This window comes from Aeromicrobium sp. (assembly GCF_014378035.1).
GTDB lineage: Bacteria > Actinomycetota > Actinomycetes > Propionibacteriales > Nocardioidaceae > Aeromicrobium.
The window spans coordinates 1-15,536 of sequence record NZ_JACMOM010000092.1 but is presented as its reverse complement, the minus strand read 5'-3'; the positions used below and the strand labels follow the sequence as shown (position 1 = coordinate 15,536).

The following is a 15,536-nucleotide window of genomic DNA, read 5'->3' as shown; positions in this document are numbered from 1 at the left end:
TTCCGCCGCAACGTGCACGCATCGGGCGTCATCCCGCAGATCAGCCTGATCATGGGCAACTGCGCTGGTGGCCACGTCTACTCCCCCGCGGTCACCGACTTCACGATCATGGTCGACGGCACCTCCAACATGTTCATCACCGGTCCCGACATCATCAAGACCGTCACGGGTGAGGACGTCTCGATGGAGGGCCTCGGTGGGGCGCGCACGCACAACACCAAGAGCGGCAACGCCCACTACATGGGTGCCGACGAGGATGACGCCATCGAGTACGTCAAGGCGCTCGTCTCGTACCTCCCGCAGAACAACATGGAACACCCCGAGGTGTATGAGGCCCACTCCTACGGGACCGACGCTGACCTCGAGCCGAACGAGACCGACCTGGCTCTCGACACGCTGATCCCCGACTCGGCAAACCAGCCCTACGACATGCACACCGTGATCGAGGCCATCGTCGACGACGGCGACTTCCTGGAGGTCATGCCGCTGTTCGCCCCCAACATCCTGATCGGTTACGGACGGGTCGAGGGTCGCAGCGTCGGCGTCGTCGCCAACCAGCCGATGCAGCTCGCCGGGTGCCTCGACATCGACGCGTCGGAGAAGGCCGCCCGCTTCGTCCGCACGTGCGACGCGTTCAACATCCCCGTCCTCACCCTCGTCGACGTGCCAGGCTTCCTGCCCGGCACCGATCAGGAGTGGAATGGCATCATCCGCCGTGGCGCCAAGCTGATCTACGCCTACGCCGAGGCGACCGTGCCCCTCGTCACGGTCATCACCCGCAAGGCCTACGGCGGCGCCTACGACGTCATGGGCTCCAAGCACCTCGGCGCCGACATCAACATCGCGTGGCCGTCCGCACAGATCGCCGTCGTCGGGGCCTCAGGCGCGGTCGGCATCCTCTACCGCAAGGACATCGCCGCCGCTGACGACCCGGAGGCACGCCGCGCCGAGCTGATGACGGAGTACGAGGACACTCTCTGCAACCCGTACCTCGCCGCCGAACGTGGCTACGTCGACTCCGTCATCGAACCGTCGCAGACGCGAGCCGAGGTCGTGAAGGCCCTGCGGATGCTCAAGACCAAGCGCGAGACGCTGCCGCCCAAGAAGCACGGGAACATCCCACTGTGAGTGATGAATCAGTGAGCGACGAATTGGTGAGTGACGACGTCGACCCCACCGAGGATGCTCCTGCGCTCACGCCGATCCTGCGGGTCGTCAAGGGTGACCTGACACCTGAAGAGCTCGCGGCGCTCGTGGCCGTGATCGCCGTCCGCAACGCCGCCGCGCAGACCGCAGCGGCGATCAATGCCGCGCCACCCAGCCAGTGGGGCCACCCGTCCCGTCTCGCCCGCGAGCCGCACCATCCCGGACCCGACCTGTGGCACCGGTCGACCTTCGGCGGCTGACCGTGCCGCTCCGCCCGATGCCGGACGTCAGTGCCGCCGACCGGATCGGCGTCAAGCTCGCCGCGTACGGACGCGAGCACTGGTGACTCTGCGTCCCCTCACCGACGTCTCGCCCGCCGACTGGTTCGCGAGCAACGCCCTCCTCCCCCTCGGGCCCCCTGGCTTCGGGGCATACGCGCGGGTGCTCCACTCATGGCTCGAGGGACCAGGTGGTGAGTCCGACGAGCGGGCCGACGGCCACCTGTCGGACCGCCAGCTCCGCGTCCTGGGCGAGGTGCTGGCCCGTCACACCACGACCCCCACCGACTGCTTCTTCGCCCTCTGGGACGGCTACGGCGACATCTACGGTGGCGAGTCCGCGGCCTTCCTGACGGCGTTCTCGGGCCCGTCGCTGTGGCCCGGACGGATCTTCACGAAGCCCAAGCCGCCCGATCCGCCACCACCGGCCTTCCCTGCCTCCGTCATCGACGGCCCGCGGCTCTCGCTCTCGTCACGCGACTACCTGCTCTTCGGCGGTTCGCTCGGCGACGCCGGCGCCTGGGGAGCGACCGGCTACGGACACGGCATCCCTCGTGACCTCAACAGCCCCAACCTCTTCTGGCCCGCAGACCATGCCTGGTTCGTGTCGACCGACATCGAGGGGTCGTGGACCGGCCTCGCGGGGCCCGTCGACCTGATCGAGGACCTGCTCCTCGACGAACGTCTGGAGGTCGTCCGAGCCCGCTACGACGACCCGAAGGGCCAGCGGTGAGGGTCATTCTCGCGTCCGCCTCACCGGCCCGGCTGTCCCTTCTGCGGGCTGCCGGTGTCGATCCGGAGGTCATGGTGTCGGGTGTCGACGAAGATCGCATCACGTCGACCGATGCCGCGAACCTCGCGTCGGCACTCGCCCAGCTCAAGTGCCGCGTAGTCGCCGACCGGGTGGAGGCCGACGCGCTCGTGATCGGTTGCGACTCCGTCCTCGCGTTCGAGGGTGAGATCTTCGGCAAGCCGGGCGGACCGGTCGAGGCCGCCGGGCGATGGCGACGCATGCGCGGCCACAGCGGCGTCCTGCACACCGGCCACTGCGTGCGCCGCGGAGCGGAGGAGTTCGTCGAGACCGCGTCGACAGTCGTGCACTTCGCGGCGACCAGCGACGCCGAGATCGACGCCTACGTGGCCAGCGGCGAACCGCTCGCCGTGGCCGGAGCCTTCACGATCGACGGGCTGGGGGGCGCGTTCATCACCGGCATCGAGGGCGACCACCACAACGTGGTCGGACTGTCCTTGCCCCTGCTGCGAGACCTGGTGGGAGACCTCGGCCTGGCATGGATCGACCTGTGGCGGACAGGTTCCGCCGGAGCAAGTTAGCAATTTGGGGGTCATGAGTGGGATACTGGAACCACGATGGCAACCTCACCGCGGCGACGCCGCTACCACCCGTCCAGTCCATTCCAGGCCAAGCCGGAGGTTCCGGCTGAGGTGTACGAGGTCGGCGCTCGCGTCTCCCACGACACGTTCGGCCTCGGTCGCATCGTCAGCATCCAGGGCACCCAGTCCGTGCAGGTCGACTTCGGTGCCGACGTCAAGCACATCCCGCTGCCCTGCGCGAAGATGACCAACCTCTGACGTTGCCCCTCGGGCAGTATCAACCAGGTCGGCCACCCCGGCCTCGGTGCGGATGACGGTCTTGTCCTACTCGACAGGCAGGCCCAACCCACGCGCTATCAGCATGCGCTGCACCTCAGAGGTGCCTTCACCAATCTCCAGGATCTTGGCGTCACGATAGAACCGGGCCACCGGATACTCCTCCATGAAGCCGTAGCCACCGAACACCTGCGTGGCGATGCGCGTCGCGGTGACGGCCGACTCGGTCGAGTAGAGCTTGGCGATCGACGCCGCCTGCTTGAACGCTGCTGCGGGTGCGCCGGCGTCCTTGAGGGCGGCCGCTCGGTAGGTCAGTGCGCGGCTGGCCTCCGCCATGACGGCGAGGTCAGAGATCTGGAAGGCGACACCCTGCTTGGCACCGATCGGCTTGCCGAAGGTCGTGCGCTCACCGGCATACTGCACGCACAGCTCGAGACATGCCTGGATGCACCCGGTCGACAGGGCCGAGATGGCGACCCGTCCGTCGTCAAGGGTGGCCAAGAACTGCGCGAATCCCCGCCCCCGCTCACCGAGGAGGTGGTCGGCGGACACCCGCGCGTCGACGAAGCTCAGCGGATGGGTGTCCGAGATGTGCCAGCCGAGCTTGTCGTAGGCGGGCTCGACCTCGAAACCTGTCGTCCCGGCTGGCAGCATGATCGCGGAGATCTCGGCCCGCCCGTCGGCGCGCTGCCCCGTCCGTGCGGTCACGGTGACGACCGACGTGATGTCGGTGCCTGAGTTGGTGATGAACTGCTTGGAGCCGTTGACGACCCACTCGTCGCCGTCGAGGGTCGCCTTGGTCTTCGTCGCCCCCGCGTCCGACCCGGCACCCCCTTCAGTGAGGCCGAAGCCCGCGAGAGCGCGCCCGGCCACGAGGTCGGGCAGCCACTGCTCCTTCTGCTCCTGCGTGCCGAACGTCAAGATCGGGTTGATGCCCAGGCCGACGCCAGCCTGCAGCGTGATGCCGATCGACTGGTCGACCCGGCCAAGCTCCTCGATCGCGACACACAGGCTGGTGAAGTCTGCGCCCGAACCGCCGAACTCCTCAGGTGCCACCAGGCCGAACAGCCCGAGGTCGCCCATCTTGGCGACGAGGTCAACCGGAAAATGGGCGTCCTTGTCCCACTTCGCGACATGAGGTGCGATCTCGGACTCGGCAAACTGACGGACGCTGTGACGGAAGGTCTCATGCTCGTGTGACAGTGCGGAAGTCATCTCCGTAGTTAACCACCATTAACCAGCCGTCCGCATCTCGCGACTGACTCGCCGCGCGCGTGCAGCTGTTGCGTTCCCACCTCTCAGGCAGCGGCGTACCCGGACGCCCTAGACTGCGGCTGGCACCACCGTCATCTGGAGGAGTACGTCTGTGAGCACGTCCTTGGCAAAGGTCCTGATCGCCAACCGTGGAGAGATCGCCGTGCGCGTCATCCGCGCCTGCAAGGATGCCGGCATCGGCAGCGTCGCGGTGTACGCCGAGGCCGACCGGGATGCGGTGTTCGTCCGCCTCGCTGACGAGGCCTACTCCCTCGAGGGCACCACGCCGGCCGAGTCGTACCTGTCGATCGAGAAGATCCTCGCCGTCGCCGAGCGCAGTGGCGCCGACAGCATCCACCCCGGCTACGGCTTCCTGTCCGAGAACGCCGAGTTCGCCCAGGCCGTCATCGACGCCGGACTCATCTGGATCGGCCCGCCCCCGCACGCCATCGAGAACCTCGGCGACAAGGTCAAGGCCCGCCACATCGCGCAGAAGGTCGGCGCACCGCTGGTGCCGGGCACGAAGGATCCGGTCAAGAACGCGGCCGAGGTTCGGGCCTTCGCCGAGGAGTACGGAGTCCCGATCGCGATCAAGGCGGCATTCGGCGGCGGCGGACGTGGGCTCAAGATCGCCTACACCCTCGACGAGGTCGAGGAGAAGTTCGAGTCGGCGGTCCGCGAAGCCGTCTCCGCCTTCGGCCGCGGGGAGTGCTTCGTCGAGCGCTTCGTCGACAAGCCCCGACACGTCGAGACGCAATGCCTGGCCGACAGCCACGGCAACGTCGTCGTGATCTCGACCCGCGACTGCTCGTTGCAGCGTCGCCACCAGAAGCTCGTCGAGGAGGCGCCCGCCCCGTTCCTGACCGATCAGCAGGTCTCGACCCTCTACGAGTCGTCCAAGGCCATCCTGCGGGAGGCCGGCTACGTGGGTGCTGGCACGTGCGAGTTCCTCGTCGGCGTCGACGGCATCATCAGCTTCCTGGAGGTCAACACTCGTCTCCAGGTCGAGCACCCGGTCTCCGAGGAGGTCGCCGGCGTCGACCTCGTGCGCGAGATGTTCCGCATCGCCGCAGGTGAGGAGCTCGGCTACGACGACCCCGAGATCCGCGGTCACTCCATCGAGTTCCGCATCAACGCCGAGGACGGTGGCCGCGGGTTCCTGCCCGCTCCCGGCACCCTGACCACGTGGCAGACCCCCTCCGGACCGGGGGTCCGCGTTGACGCCGGCTATGTCGAGGGCGAGACCATCCCCGGCGCCTTCGACTCACTCGTCGCCAAGCTCATCGTCTCCGGCGCCACCCGCCAGCAGGCCCTCGAACGGTCGCGACGGGCCCTCGATGAGTTCATCGTCGACGGCATGCCGACCGTCATCCCCTTCCACCGGTCGGTCGTCGACGACCCCGCGTTCTCTGCCGCGGACGGCTCGTTCGGCGTCTACACGACATGGATCGAGACCGACTACGACAACCAGCTCGAGCCCTACTCCGGTGAGAGCGGAACAGACGAACCCGCTGAGCGCGAGCGGGTCGTCGTCGAAGTCGGTGGCAAGCGTGTCGAGGTCATCCTGCCGGGCGGGCTCGGCGCCTCCGCATCCGCGTCCGGCGCCCCGAAGAAGACCCGGCGCAGAAGTGGCAAGGCTTCTGGCGCCGCGGCAAGCGGCGACTCGCTGACCGCTCCCATGCAGGGCACCGTCGTCAAGATCGCCGTCAAGGAAGGTCAGACCGTCGCCGCGGGTGACCAGGTCGTCGTCGTCGAGGCCATGAAGATGGAGCAACCGATCAATGCGCACAAGGACGGCGTCATCACCGGCCTGACGATCGAGGTCGGCGCCACCGTCGGCTCCGGCGAGGTCATTGCCGAGATCAAGGACGCCGAAACGTCCGCATGAGTCAGCGTCAGCCGTGGGGCGTGCGCGCGACCGGACGCTTGGTGTCGACCTCCCCGTAGGCCACCCCCGCGGCCCAGACGATGAGCGTCGCGCCGATCCAGGTGCCCCACCCGGCGATCGAGAAGCCGCTTGCCGGCACGACCAGGTCGGTGAAGGCGAGGCCCAGGAACGTGAGGGCGAGGCCGCCCAGGATCGTGTAGCCGCGTGCGTAGCGGTTGACGGTGTTGACGACGACCTCCCGCAGCGCGACGGTCAGCGCGGTGAACAACGCAATGGCGATCAGGAACCAGCCAAAGCGGATGTTGAAGCCGTCGAAGATCAATGCTGCGAAGGCGAGAGAGGCAGCGTTGGCGACCGCCGCTATCACGATCGACTTGAGGAGGGCCGTCATGACACGAGTATCCCAGAGACCTCGGGCTTCCCAGAGACCCCGTGCCCACTCGCGGCCCGGATCGGCCGATGGGTCACGAGGATCGCCGTCTGTCGTACGCCCCCCCCACTGAGGGGTGGGTGGACGCTAGAAGCTGAACCAGGTGGACTTCAGCCCGATCGCGAAGCGGACATCGTTGCCCGTCACCGTGATGCTCTTCTTCGACCCGTAGAGGTTGAGGGTCGTGACCCGGCCGCCCCACTCGCCGACGCCCGAACGCCTCGTGATCTTCATCCGGGCGAGGGTGCCGATGGCAGGGTATGCCTTCTCGATGGCGGCGGCGGTGATCGTGGCCTTCCACGTGTGGTTGGGATTGCCCGACCAGTTGTCATACGGGTCGGACACTGCCTTCAGGTACGGCTGGCTGCCGGTCGCCGTCCACCCGCCGGAGGACGATGAGAACTGGGTGAAGGCCGGCGCGCCCCTGTAGGTGACGATCTTGCCCCTGGTCGCGGTCACGGCCGCGTTCGTCGTGGTCGTCTCGCGGGCAACTCCGCCGTAGACCTGGCACGCCGTGGTGCTGCAGATGTCGTAGTAGCGCGAGGAAGTGATGCTGCGTACACCGTAGGTACGTGCGGCGACCGCCTGCGCCTTGAGCGCCTCGGGCTTCCAGCTGGACGGCATCTCGGCGGCAACGACTCCGCGCACGTACGACTCGATCGGCAGCACGTCGACGGTGTCGCGGGTCGTCGAACCCTTCGAGGGCAACGCCGAACGGATCGCGCCGCGGTACTTCATGACACTGCCGTTGGGCATGATCAGTGCGATCGACGTCGGGCCCTCGAACTGTCCGTCACCCGTCCACCGGGTGCTGTTGTAGGTGCTCCATCTCGTCCCGGTCCGGTACTGCAGTGTCGACTGGGTCTTGCGGTCAGGCGTGACGATGATGCGCCACCGGTTGACCGACGTGCCGCGCACGATTGTCGGCAGTGAGGTCGCCTTGTTCGTGGACATGTTGCGGAAGACCAGCCCCCTCTGACCGGTGATCGACACCGACGACGAGGTGGCCTGGGAGAGGAGCACGCGGATGTTGCCGGCCTTCGTGCCGATCGCGGTGCCCGGGTAGTAGCGCGACAGGATCTTGTCGAACGTCACACCCGAGATGGCAGCCCGCTGCGCGCCGTACTGGCTCATGCCGATGCCATGTCCGAAGCCGTGGCCTGTGAAAGCGATCTTGCGAGTGCTGGGCACCGTGACAGTGTCGGTTGCCGGCGTCTGGGCGATGAGGTTGAACCCACGCAGAGCCGACCACGGACCCGACTTGGAACCGTCTCGTGCGCGGACCTTCGCGTAGTAGTCGGTGCCGTCCGTCGGCGTGAGCGAGCGGAACGTCGCCGTGCGTGAGGTGAGTCCGGTCGACGAGCGGGCGCAGGCCGCGCTGGTCGTGGCCGTCACGAGGCACACATCGTACGACTTCGCGCCGGTGGCGGCGGACCAGGTGATCGTGGCGGTCGGCGAGGTGGGCTTCGCCGCGACCCCGGTGACGGCCGGCAGACCCGTCGACTCAGACCGGGTCGAGATGACCGAGCCGCTGCTGGTGTACGCCACGGTGCGCCCGGTCGACTTGGTCGAGATGATGTAACCCTTCGCGAAATCGGCGCGGGTCACCCCCGACCCGATGGTCCGACTCGACACTGTCAGCGAGCCCAGTCGGCCGCTGCTCTCGCCCAGGCGGGTGTACATCTCCGCGATGGCGCCGGCGACGCTGTACGGCTTGGTCGTGCCGCTGCGGGTGACGAGGAAGATGGTCCCCGTGGCAAAGCGCTGGCGTGTCGAGGTGGCCGCGCCTCGGGGGAACCCCAGCGAACCGCCCTGAGCCCCGACCCGGTTGTGCTCCGTGCGGAACAAGCCGGACGTGTAGAAGGCGCCCAGACCTGACCGGTAGAAGACGTCGACGTACTTCGCGCGGAGCTTTCGCCCTGACGATGTGACCGCCTCGCCGATGTAGATGGCGCCGGTCCTGCTCGCGCCGAGCGACTTGTACAACGTCTTGACCGGCGACGAATACCTGGACATGTACTTCTCAACCCTGTCCCGGAGCCCACCACTCTGCGACAGCCATGCGTAGCCGTATCGACCGGGGCACTCTGTGCCGACGACGTTGCGGTGCCCGGCGATCATGTTGAGCGTCAGCCCACCGAGCGTGTAGAGACCCTTGGCCCTGAGGAACGTCGTGCCCAGGCGCCAACCGACGAGCTTGACCATCGCCGTCTGGAGTGCCGGCGACAGACGCGCATTCTCGAAGTCGCCCATCATCGACACACCCATGTCGTAGGTGTTGACAGCAAGGTTGCCCGAGTGCGCGGCGCGGACGGCACGATCCACACCGCCGCGTCGGCCCTCGAAGATCTGGCCGTACTTGTCCACCAGGAAGTTGTAGCCGATGTCGCACCACTGCCGACTCTTCATGTGGTAGGCCTGCGTGGCCCGGACGATCGCTTTCGAGTCAGCTTGGGAGTAGGAGTTCGAGCCGGCCGTGTGGTGCACGACGACCCCGCGGGTGCGGTCGCCTGTCAAGGGAGAGTCACAGGAGGTTCCCGCGCTGGCGCCCCACTGGCTGCGGGTGATGATGGTGGGCTTCGGGGTGAACGACGGAGTGCCGTCCGCGGTCGTGGCGGTGGAGGTGGCCACCGTCGAGGTGCGCGCGACACCGTCAAGCGGACCGGAGAAGCCCGCGCTCGACGCGGTCGCGTCGCCCGTCGAGTCATTGGCGCCGGGGTCGATCGTCGCGATGCGCACGTCCTGCGGGACTCCGACCTTGCTGCTCACGCGCGCGGCGACACCATCGGCGTTGCCGATCCAGCGGGGCTCGGTGCCGGGCACACCGCCATCGGCGGAGTCGCCCTCGTCGTTCTCGACGTCCAGCGAGGTCCAGGACGACCAGGTACCGGACGTGCGTGTGCGGACCTCGACGGTGACCCCGGAAGCCCGTCCGGGCGCCCAGGTCACGCCGATCAGACGGAACTTCGAGATCGAGGTCTGCGGCAGCTCCGCGACGACGTCACCCGACCGTCCTGGTGTGCTGCTGCGGGGTGCGGCAGCTGTGGGCGCGGCTGCCGGCACCTTGGTGCTCTTGAGCTTCACGGACGGTGCGGACGGTGCCGCGACCTGTCCGCGTGCGCCGCCACTCGCCTCGGTGCCCACGGCATGCGCAGGTACGGGCATGAGGATGCCGAAGGTCAGTGCGGCGGCAACGGGAAGGCTCGACGCACGCCGAGTCAGGCGCCAAGAAAGCATGGGGGAAGTCCGATCCTGTAACGGATGTGGCGGATGTGACTGATGGGGTTTCCGATAAGATTATGCACATAGTTTTGCCCAGAATTCGACCGGAAAACGGCAATCGAACGAACTACAACACTGTCATTCCTGCGGTTGCAGGGGCCGTCCCCACGGGTCGGACCTCAGTCGAGGCGGTGCAGGCGTCGCGCGGCTTCGGCCACCGACCCGGACAGCGACGGGTAGATCGTGAAGGCATCAGCGACCTGGTCGACGGTCAGATGGTTCGACACCGCGAGCGAGAGTGCATGGATCAGCTCGCTGGCTTTGGGACCCACCACGACACCGCCGACGACGGTGCCCATGCCCGTGCGCGCAAACAGCTTGACGAAGCCGTCGTGCACGCCCTGCATCTTGGCCCGCGGGTTGGAGGCGAGCGGGAGCATCGCCACGTCGATCTGGAGCTCGCTCTCCTCGACCTGCTTCTGCGACAGCCCTACCGTGGCGATCTCCGGCGAGGTGAAGACGTTGCTCGACACCTTGCCGAGCTCGAGCGGGTGCACGGCGTCACCGAGAAGGTGGGACATCGCGATGCGCCCCTGCTGGGCCGCGACCGACGCCAGCATCAGGATGCCCGTGCAGTCGCCTGCGGCATAGATGCCGCGGACGTTGGTGCGTGAGACGCGATCGACGTCGACGAAGCCGGCGTCGTTCAGGTCGACCCCCACCGCGTCGAGCCCGAGGCCCTGGGTGTTGGGTATCGACCCGAGCGCCAGCAGGCAGTGCGAGCCGTCGACCGTGCGCCCGTCGGTGAGAGTTACTCTCACGCCCTCGGACAGGCGCTCGACGGACTCCATGCGGGAGTTGCCCATGACGGTCATGCCGCGGCGCGTGAAGACGTCCTCGATGACGTTGGCTGCGTCAAGATCCTCGCCCGGGAGCACGCGGTCGCGGCTCGACACCAGGGTGACGGCAGCGCCGAGGCCGTTGTAGGCGCTGGCGAACTCGGCTCCGGTGACGCCCGAACCGACGACGATCATGTGCTCCGGCAGCGCCCGCAGTGAATAGACCTGCTCCCACGTCAGGATGCGCTCCCCGTCAGGCTGCGCCGTGGGGCTGACCCGGGGGTGGGCGCCGGTGGCGAGCAGGATCGCGTCAGTGTCGATGCGCACCGTGCCGTCAGCGGTGTCGGCGACCACGACGGCGGCGCTCTCGATCGTGGCGGTGCCGGCGATCATCGCGATGTTGTTGATCGTGAGCCGGTGCGCGATGTCGGTCGACTGGGCCTGTGCGAGCCTCAGCACCCGCGCGTTGACAGCGGCAAGATCGGCCCGCACGGCCTTGGGCACCTCGACACCCAGCTCGCCAGCCGTGCCGACCTCGGTCAGGAGGTCTGATGTCGCGATGAGGGTCTTGCTGGGGACACAGTCGGTCAGGACGGTGGATCCGCCGAGGCCCTCGCGCTCGACGAGAGTGACCTCGGCGCCGAGCCTGGACGCCACGAGCGCAGCCTCGTAGCCGCCCGGTCCGCCGCCGATGATCGTCACATGGGTCACAGCTCCACTATCGCGCACGGAGGCCGACCGGCCACCACCGGTCGGCCCGGAACGACTGTCGTAATGTACGGCACGTGAGCACCACCGAACTCGCCCAAGAGGCTGCCGCAGCACTCCGGGAACGCACCGGCGGCGGCGATCACGACGTTGCCCTCGTGATGGGGTCGGGCTGGCTCCCCGCCGCCGAGGCGTTGGGATCGCCCGACCACGAGATCCCGCTTGCCGAGCTGCCGGGTTTCAGCGCCCCCGCGGTGCAGGGGCATGGCGGCACCGTGCGCTCACTGAGCATCGGCGACAAGCGGCTGCTGATATTCCTTGGCCGAACGCACTACTACGAGGGCAAGGGCGTGGCGGCCGTCGTCCACGGTGTGCGCACCGCGGCCGCCGCCGGGGTCAAGACCCTCGTCCTCACGAACGGCTGCGGCGGCCTCGACCCCCGGTGGTCGCCCGGCACGCCGGTGCTCATCAGTGACCACATCAACATGACGGCAACATCGCCCCTGGTGGGGGCCGACTTCGTCGACCTGACCGACCTCTACTCCTCGCGGCTGCGCGCGTTGTGCAGGGAGGCAGACCCGACGCTCGACGAGGGTGTGTACGTGCAGCTGACCGGCCCGCACTACGAGACGCCCGCCGAGATCGGCATGGTGCGTGCCATCGGCGGGGACCTCGTCGGTATGTCGACGGCGCTCGAGGCCATTGCCGCACGTGCCCTGGGGCTCGAGATCCTCGGCATCTCGTTGGTCACCAATGCCGCTGCTGGCATGACCGGCGAGCCCCTCAACCACGCGGAGGTGCTCGAGGCCGGTCGAGCCGCCGCCACCCGTATGGGTGCCCTCCTCGGCGACGTGCTCCCGAGGATCTGATGAGGGTCCTCGTCACTGGCGCAGGCGGTTCGATCGGCCGTGCGCTCGGGCGGGGACTGCCGGACCTGGGGCACGAGCTGCGCGGTCTCGACCTGGTGGGGTCCGAGCACGACCTGGCGCTGGGATGGATCACGGGTGACTGTCTCGACCCCGACGTCGTCAACAGGGCCGTCGACGGTGTCGACGCTGTCGTGCACCTGGCCGGCAACCCGCTCGAGGCCTCGCTCCCGGAGTGTCTGGAGTCGCACGTGCTCACCACGGCACGTCTGCTGGAGGCGATGCTGGCGCACGGTGTGCAGCGCATGGTCTACGCCAGCAGCAACCACGCCGTCGGCCGGACACCTCACGTCGGCGGCCGCCTGACCATCGACGTGCCGCCGCGGCCCGACTCGTTCTACGGAGTGTCCAAGGTCGCCGCCGAAGCGCTCCTGAGTCTTTACGCCGACCGCCACCACTTCACCGCGACTGCCCTGCGCATCGGCTCCTTCCAGGAGCGGCCGCGCACCACACGTCATCTCTCGACCTGGTTGTCCCCCGCCGATGCCGTCCGCCTGGTCGATGCGGCCCTGCGACGCACCGCGCCGGGCCTGCGGACCGTCTACGGCGTCTCCGCCAACTCCCGAGGCTGGTGGGACCTCGAGCCCGGCCGGGCCATCGGCTACCACCCGCGCGACGACGCCGAGAGCTTCGCCGCCTCGGTCACCGCACGGCCCGACGACGTGGCCGACGATGCCCATGTCGGCGGCCCCGATGCCTCCCCCGACCACATACGCCCCGCCTTCTGAAGGGAACCCACCCATGACTGACGACCTGCTTTCCCGCGCTCGAGAGTGGCTCGACCAGGATCCGGACCCCGTCACCCGTACTGAGCTGCAGCAGCTGCTCGACGCCGACGACACCGCAGCGATCGAGGACCGCTTCTCCGCGCGCCTGCAGTTCGGGACGGCTGGCCTTCGTGGTGCGCTCGGAGCTGGCCCCAACCGGATGAACCGGGTCATCGTCGCGCAGGCCGCCGCAGGCCTTGCTTCGTACCTGCTCGCCCACGGTGACCGTCCGAGCGTCGTGATCGGCTACGACGCCCGCCACAACTCCGACGTCTTCGCGCGCGACACGGCTGAGATCATGGAAGGGGCCGGGGTGCACGCCTTCCTGCTCCCGACCTGCCTGCCGACGCCCGTCCTCGCCTTCGCGATCCGCCACCTCGGCTGCAGCGCCGGCGTGATGGTGACCGCTTCGCACAACCCGCCGGAGGACAACGGCTACAAGGTCTACCTCGAGGACTCGAGCCAGATCGTGCCGCCTGCCGACGCCGACATCTCTGCCGCCATCGATGCCGTCGGCCGGGTCGACGCGCTCCCGCGGAACACCGACGCGTACGACCTGCTGGGCCCCGAGGTGGCAGAGGCCTACGTCGCGGCGGTCCTCACCCTCCCGACCGAGGGACCGCGGGACATCGTGGCGGTCTACACCCCGATGCACGGCGTGGGTCGCGACACCCTCGTCGAGGTCGTGGCGCGTGCAGGCTTCCCCGCGTTGCACGTCGTGCGTGAGCAGGGCGATCCCGACCCCGACTTCCCCACGGTCGCCTTCCCCAACCCCGAGGAGCCGGGAGCGATGGACCTGTCGCTCAAGCTCGCGTCGGAGGTCGGCGCCGACATCATCGTGGCCAACGATCCCGATGCCGACAGGGCTGCGGTGGGCGTCCGCGACGGCGAGTCGTACCGGATGCTGACGGGCGACCAGGTCGGCGTGCTGCTGGCTGACTTCCTCCTGCGGCGAGGGGTGACCGGGACGTTCGCCGCCTCGATCGTCTCGTCCGACCTCCTGGGGCGTCAGGCGGCCGCGTACGACCAGCCGTGGGAGCAGACACTGACGGGCTTCAAATGGCTCGGCAAGATCCCGACGCTGGCCTTCGGCTACGAGGAGGCGCTCGGCTACAGCGTCGCGCCGCACATCGCGCGCGACAAGGACGGCGTCTCGGCACTCATCACGGTGCTCGAGCTCGCCGCCGGTCTCAAGGCCGAGGGCCGCACCCTGATCGACCGGCTCGACGACATCTACCGCGAGCACGGCCTGCACTCCACGAGCCAGCTGTCGGTACGCGTGGAGGACCTCTCGATCATCACCCGGGGCATGGAGGTGCTGCGCACATCCCCGCCCACGGTGCTCGGCGGCCTCGACGTGACGTCGGTCGACGACCTCGCTGACGGCTATCACGGACTGCCCCCGACCGACGGCATCCGGCTCGGGCTGGCCGGCACCGACGTCATCGAGTCGGCGCGGATCATCTGCCGGCCCTCGGGTACCGAGCCCAAGCTGAAGTGCTATCTGGAGGTCGTCGTCCCGGTCGGTGAGTCGATCGAGGCCTCACGCAACGCGGCGGAGGCCCAGATCGCCGGCATCAAGGCCGACCTGGGCCGAGCGCTGGGCATCTGAGCCCTACCTCCGCACCACCTTCAGGGTGAACGAGCGAGTCGACTCCTTCGCGACCTCGTTGCCCGAGTATTTCGCAACGAGGGTCTTCGTGCCGGTGCTGGTGAACCTGGACATCCTCGCCGTCGCCCTGCCACGCACGACGGTCCCCTTGCCCACCAGCGTGGTGCCGCTGTAGACCCTCACCGTGCCACCAGCCACCGTGAAACCGGGAGCCGTGACGGTGAACCTCACCTTGGCCCTCGTGGCGTTGACCACGATCCTGGACGTCGATGTGCCCTTCGTCAGGGCCGTGGTGGCTCTGTCGACCGTGAGGTCGACACTCGTGGTCGCGGGCTCGAACGACGCATCGCCGCCGTAGTAGACGTCGAGGACGTAGGTGCCCGGGAGCAGGGTCTTGTCGAGCAGGAAGCTGGCGGCGCCGCCCGCCATCGTGCCGGCTCCGACCACGTCGTTGCCGTTGCCGACGTAGACCGTCCCCGCGGCCCCGGCCGGACCAGTGACGTGCATGACGGCCGACGTCCCGTAGGTAGACGATTTCACGGTCGCCGTGATCGGCTGGACGCCGCGCAGGATCGTCACCTCGACCGTCGTCGTCGAGCCGGTGTGGTTCGCGTCACCGGCGAATGTCGCTGTCAGCCTGTGCTTGCCGATGCTCAGCGCCTCGGCCGTCAGCGTCACCGTGCCGTCGGCCAGTGCTCGAGCATCGAGCGAGGCGGGGCCCTCCGTGAGCGTGACATCGCCCGTTGGCGTCGTGCCGGTCGACGACGACACCGCGGTCTTGACCATGATGTCCTTGCCGAACCGTTCGCTCTGCGGAGCGGTGGCTCTCGTGGTGGTGGAAGCCTTGGCGATACTGAG

14 protein-coding genes are annotated in these 15,536 nt (G+C 68.2%); 9 read left to right on the top strand and 5 right to left on the bottom strand.

From position 1 onward, the window contains the following. From H7290_RS04945 to H7290_RS04925, 5 genes are all read left to right on the top strand, one after another. Positions 1-1,128: acyl-CoA carboxylase subunit beta (locus tag H7290_RS04945; RefSeq protein ID WP_290512905.1), on the top strand; the 1,128-nt coding region annotated here is incomplete at its 5' end. 11 nt (positions 1,129-1,139) lie between these two features. After that, positions 1,140-1,406 (top strand): acyl-CoA carboxylase subunit epsilon, encoded by a 267-nt coding sequence (locus H7290_RS04940; RefSeq protein ID WP_290512904.1) that lies wholly within the window; start codon positions 1,140-1,142, stop codon positions 1,404-1,406. 82 nt (positions 1,407-1,488) lie between these two features. Further along, positions 1,489-2,157 (top strand): hypothetical protein, encoded by a 669-nt coding sequence (locus H7290_RS04935; RefSeq protein ID WP_290512903.1) that lies wholly within the window; start codon positions 1,489-1,491, stop codon positions 2,155-2,157. Continuing rightward, a complete protein-coding gene (locus H7290_RS04930) occupies positions 2,154-2,756 on the top strand; it encodes a nucleoside triphosphate pyrophosphatase (protein ID WP_290512902.1) in 603 nt (200 codons plus the stop codon). The genes H7290_RS04935 and H7290_RS04930 overlap by 4 nt, the downstream gene beginning before the upstream one ends. Positions 2,757-2,792: 36 nt before the next feature. Further along, positions 2,793-3,014, top strand: a complete 222-nt coding sequence (locus H7290_RS04925; protein WP_290512901.1) for a hypothetical protein — start codon at positions 2,793-2,795, stop codon at positions 3,012-3,014. A 66-nt stretch (positions 3,015-3,080) separates the two neighbouring features. On the opposite strand, the gene H7290_RS04920 is transcribed toward H7290_RS04925, so the two are convergent. Beyond that, complete coding sequence (locus H7290_RS04920; protein ID WP_290512900.1) at positions 3,081-4,247, bottom strand: acyl-CoA dehydrogenase family protein; 1,167 nt, start codon at positions 4,245-4,247, stop codon at positions 3,081-3,083. Positions 4,248-4,398: 151 nt separating this feature from the next. Between H7290_RS04920 and H7290_RS04915 the strand changes: the two genes are divergently transcribed. Continuing rightward, positions 4,399-6,174: a biotin carboxylase N-terminal domain-containing protein gene (locus tag H7290_RS04915; RefSeq protein ID WP_290512899.1), complete on the top strand. Its 1,776-nt coding sequence runs from the start codon at positions 4,399-4,401 to the stop codon at positions 6,172-6,174. 7 nt (positions 6,175-6,181) lie between these two features. Here the strand turns inward: H7290_RS04915 and H7290_RS04910 are convergent, their stop codons facing one another. The 3 genes from H7290_RS04910 to H7290_RS04900 form a co-directional block, all read right to left on the bottom strand. Further along, the gene (locus tag H7290_RS04910; RefSeq protein ID WP_290512898.1) at positions 6,182-6,565 is read right to left on the bottom strand and encodes a hypothetical protein; all 384 of its coding nucleotides are present in this window, start codon (positions 6,563-6,565) and stop codon (positions 6,182-6,184) included. A gap of 126 nt (positions 6,566-6,691) precedes the next feature. Next, positions 6,692-9,841, bottom strand: a complete 3,150-nt coding sequence (locus H7290_RS04905) for a SpoIID/LytB domain-containing protein (RefSeq protein WP_290512897.1) — start codon at positions 9,839-9,841, stop codon at positions 6,692-6,694. 164 nt (positions 9,842-10,005) lie between these two features. Next, entirely contained in the window at positions 10,006-11,376 is a 1,371-nt protein-coding gene (locus H7290_RS04900) for an NAD(P)H-quinone dehydrogenase (protein WP_290512896.1), read from the bottom strand. Between the two features lie 74 nt (positions 11,377-11,450). Here H7290_RS04900 and H7290_RS04895 point away from each other — a divergent pair, with 74 nt between their 5' ends. Genes H7290_RS04895 through H7290_RS04885 form a run of 3 tightly spaced genes read left to right on the top strand, consistent with a single transcriptional unit; the run spans position 11,451 to position 14,678 of the window. Further along, positions 11,451-12,242: a purine-nucleoside phosphorylase gene (locus tag H7290_RS04895; RefSeq protein ID WP_290512895.1), complete on the top strand. Its 792-nt coding sequence runs from the start codon at positions 11,451-11,453 to the stop codon at positions 12,240-12,242. Continuing rightward, positions 12,242-13,027, top strand: a complete 786-nt coding sequence (locus H7290_RS04890) for an NAD(P)-dependent oxidoreductase (protein ID WP_290512894.1) — start codon at positions 12,242-12,244, stop codon at positions 13,025-13,027. Before H7290_RS04895 ends, H7290_RS04890 begins: the two co-directional genes overlap by 1 nt. A gap of 13 nt (positions 13,028-13,040) precedes the next feature. Then, a complete protein-coding gene (locus H7290_RS04885; RefSeq protein WP_290512893.1) occupies positions 13,041-14,678 on the top strand; it encodes a phospho-sugar mutase in 1,638 nt (545 codons plus the stop codon). Between the two features lie 3 nt (positions 14,679-14,681). Here the strand turns inward: H7290_RS04885 and H7290_RS04880 are convergent. Next, a partial coding sequence (locus H7290_RS04880; protein ID WP_290512892.1) for an Ig-like domain-containing protein occupies positions 14,682-15,536 on the bottom strand: 855 nt, incomplete at its 5' end.

Coding starts and splice junctions, on each gene's coding strand:
- H7290_RS04925 (WP_290512901.1), top strand. CDS start 2,793: ATGGCAACCTCACCGCGGCGACGCCGCTACCACCCGTCCAGTCCATTC.
- H7290_RS04920 (WP_290512900.1), bottom strand. CDS start 4,247: ATGACTTCCGCACTGTCACACGAGCATGAGACCTTCCGTCACAGCGTC.
- H7290_RS04910 (WP_290512898.1), bottom strand. CDS start 6,565: ATGACGGCCCTCCTCAAGTCGATCGTGATAGCGGCGGTCGCCAACGCT.
- H7290_RS04905 (WP_290512897.1), bottom strand. CDS start 9,841: ATGCTTTCTTGGCGCCTGACTCGGCGTGCGTCGAGCCTTCCCGTTGCC.
- H7290_RS04890 (WP_290512894.1), top strand. CDS start 12,242: ATGAGGGTCCTCGTCACTGGCGCAGGCGGTTCGATCGGCCGTGCGCTC.
- H7290_RS04885 (WP_290512893.1), top strand. CDS start 13,041: ATGACTGACGACCTGCTTTCCCGCGCTCGAGAGTGGCTCGACCAGGAT.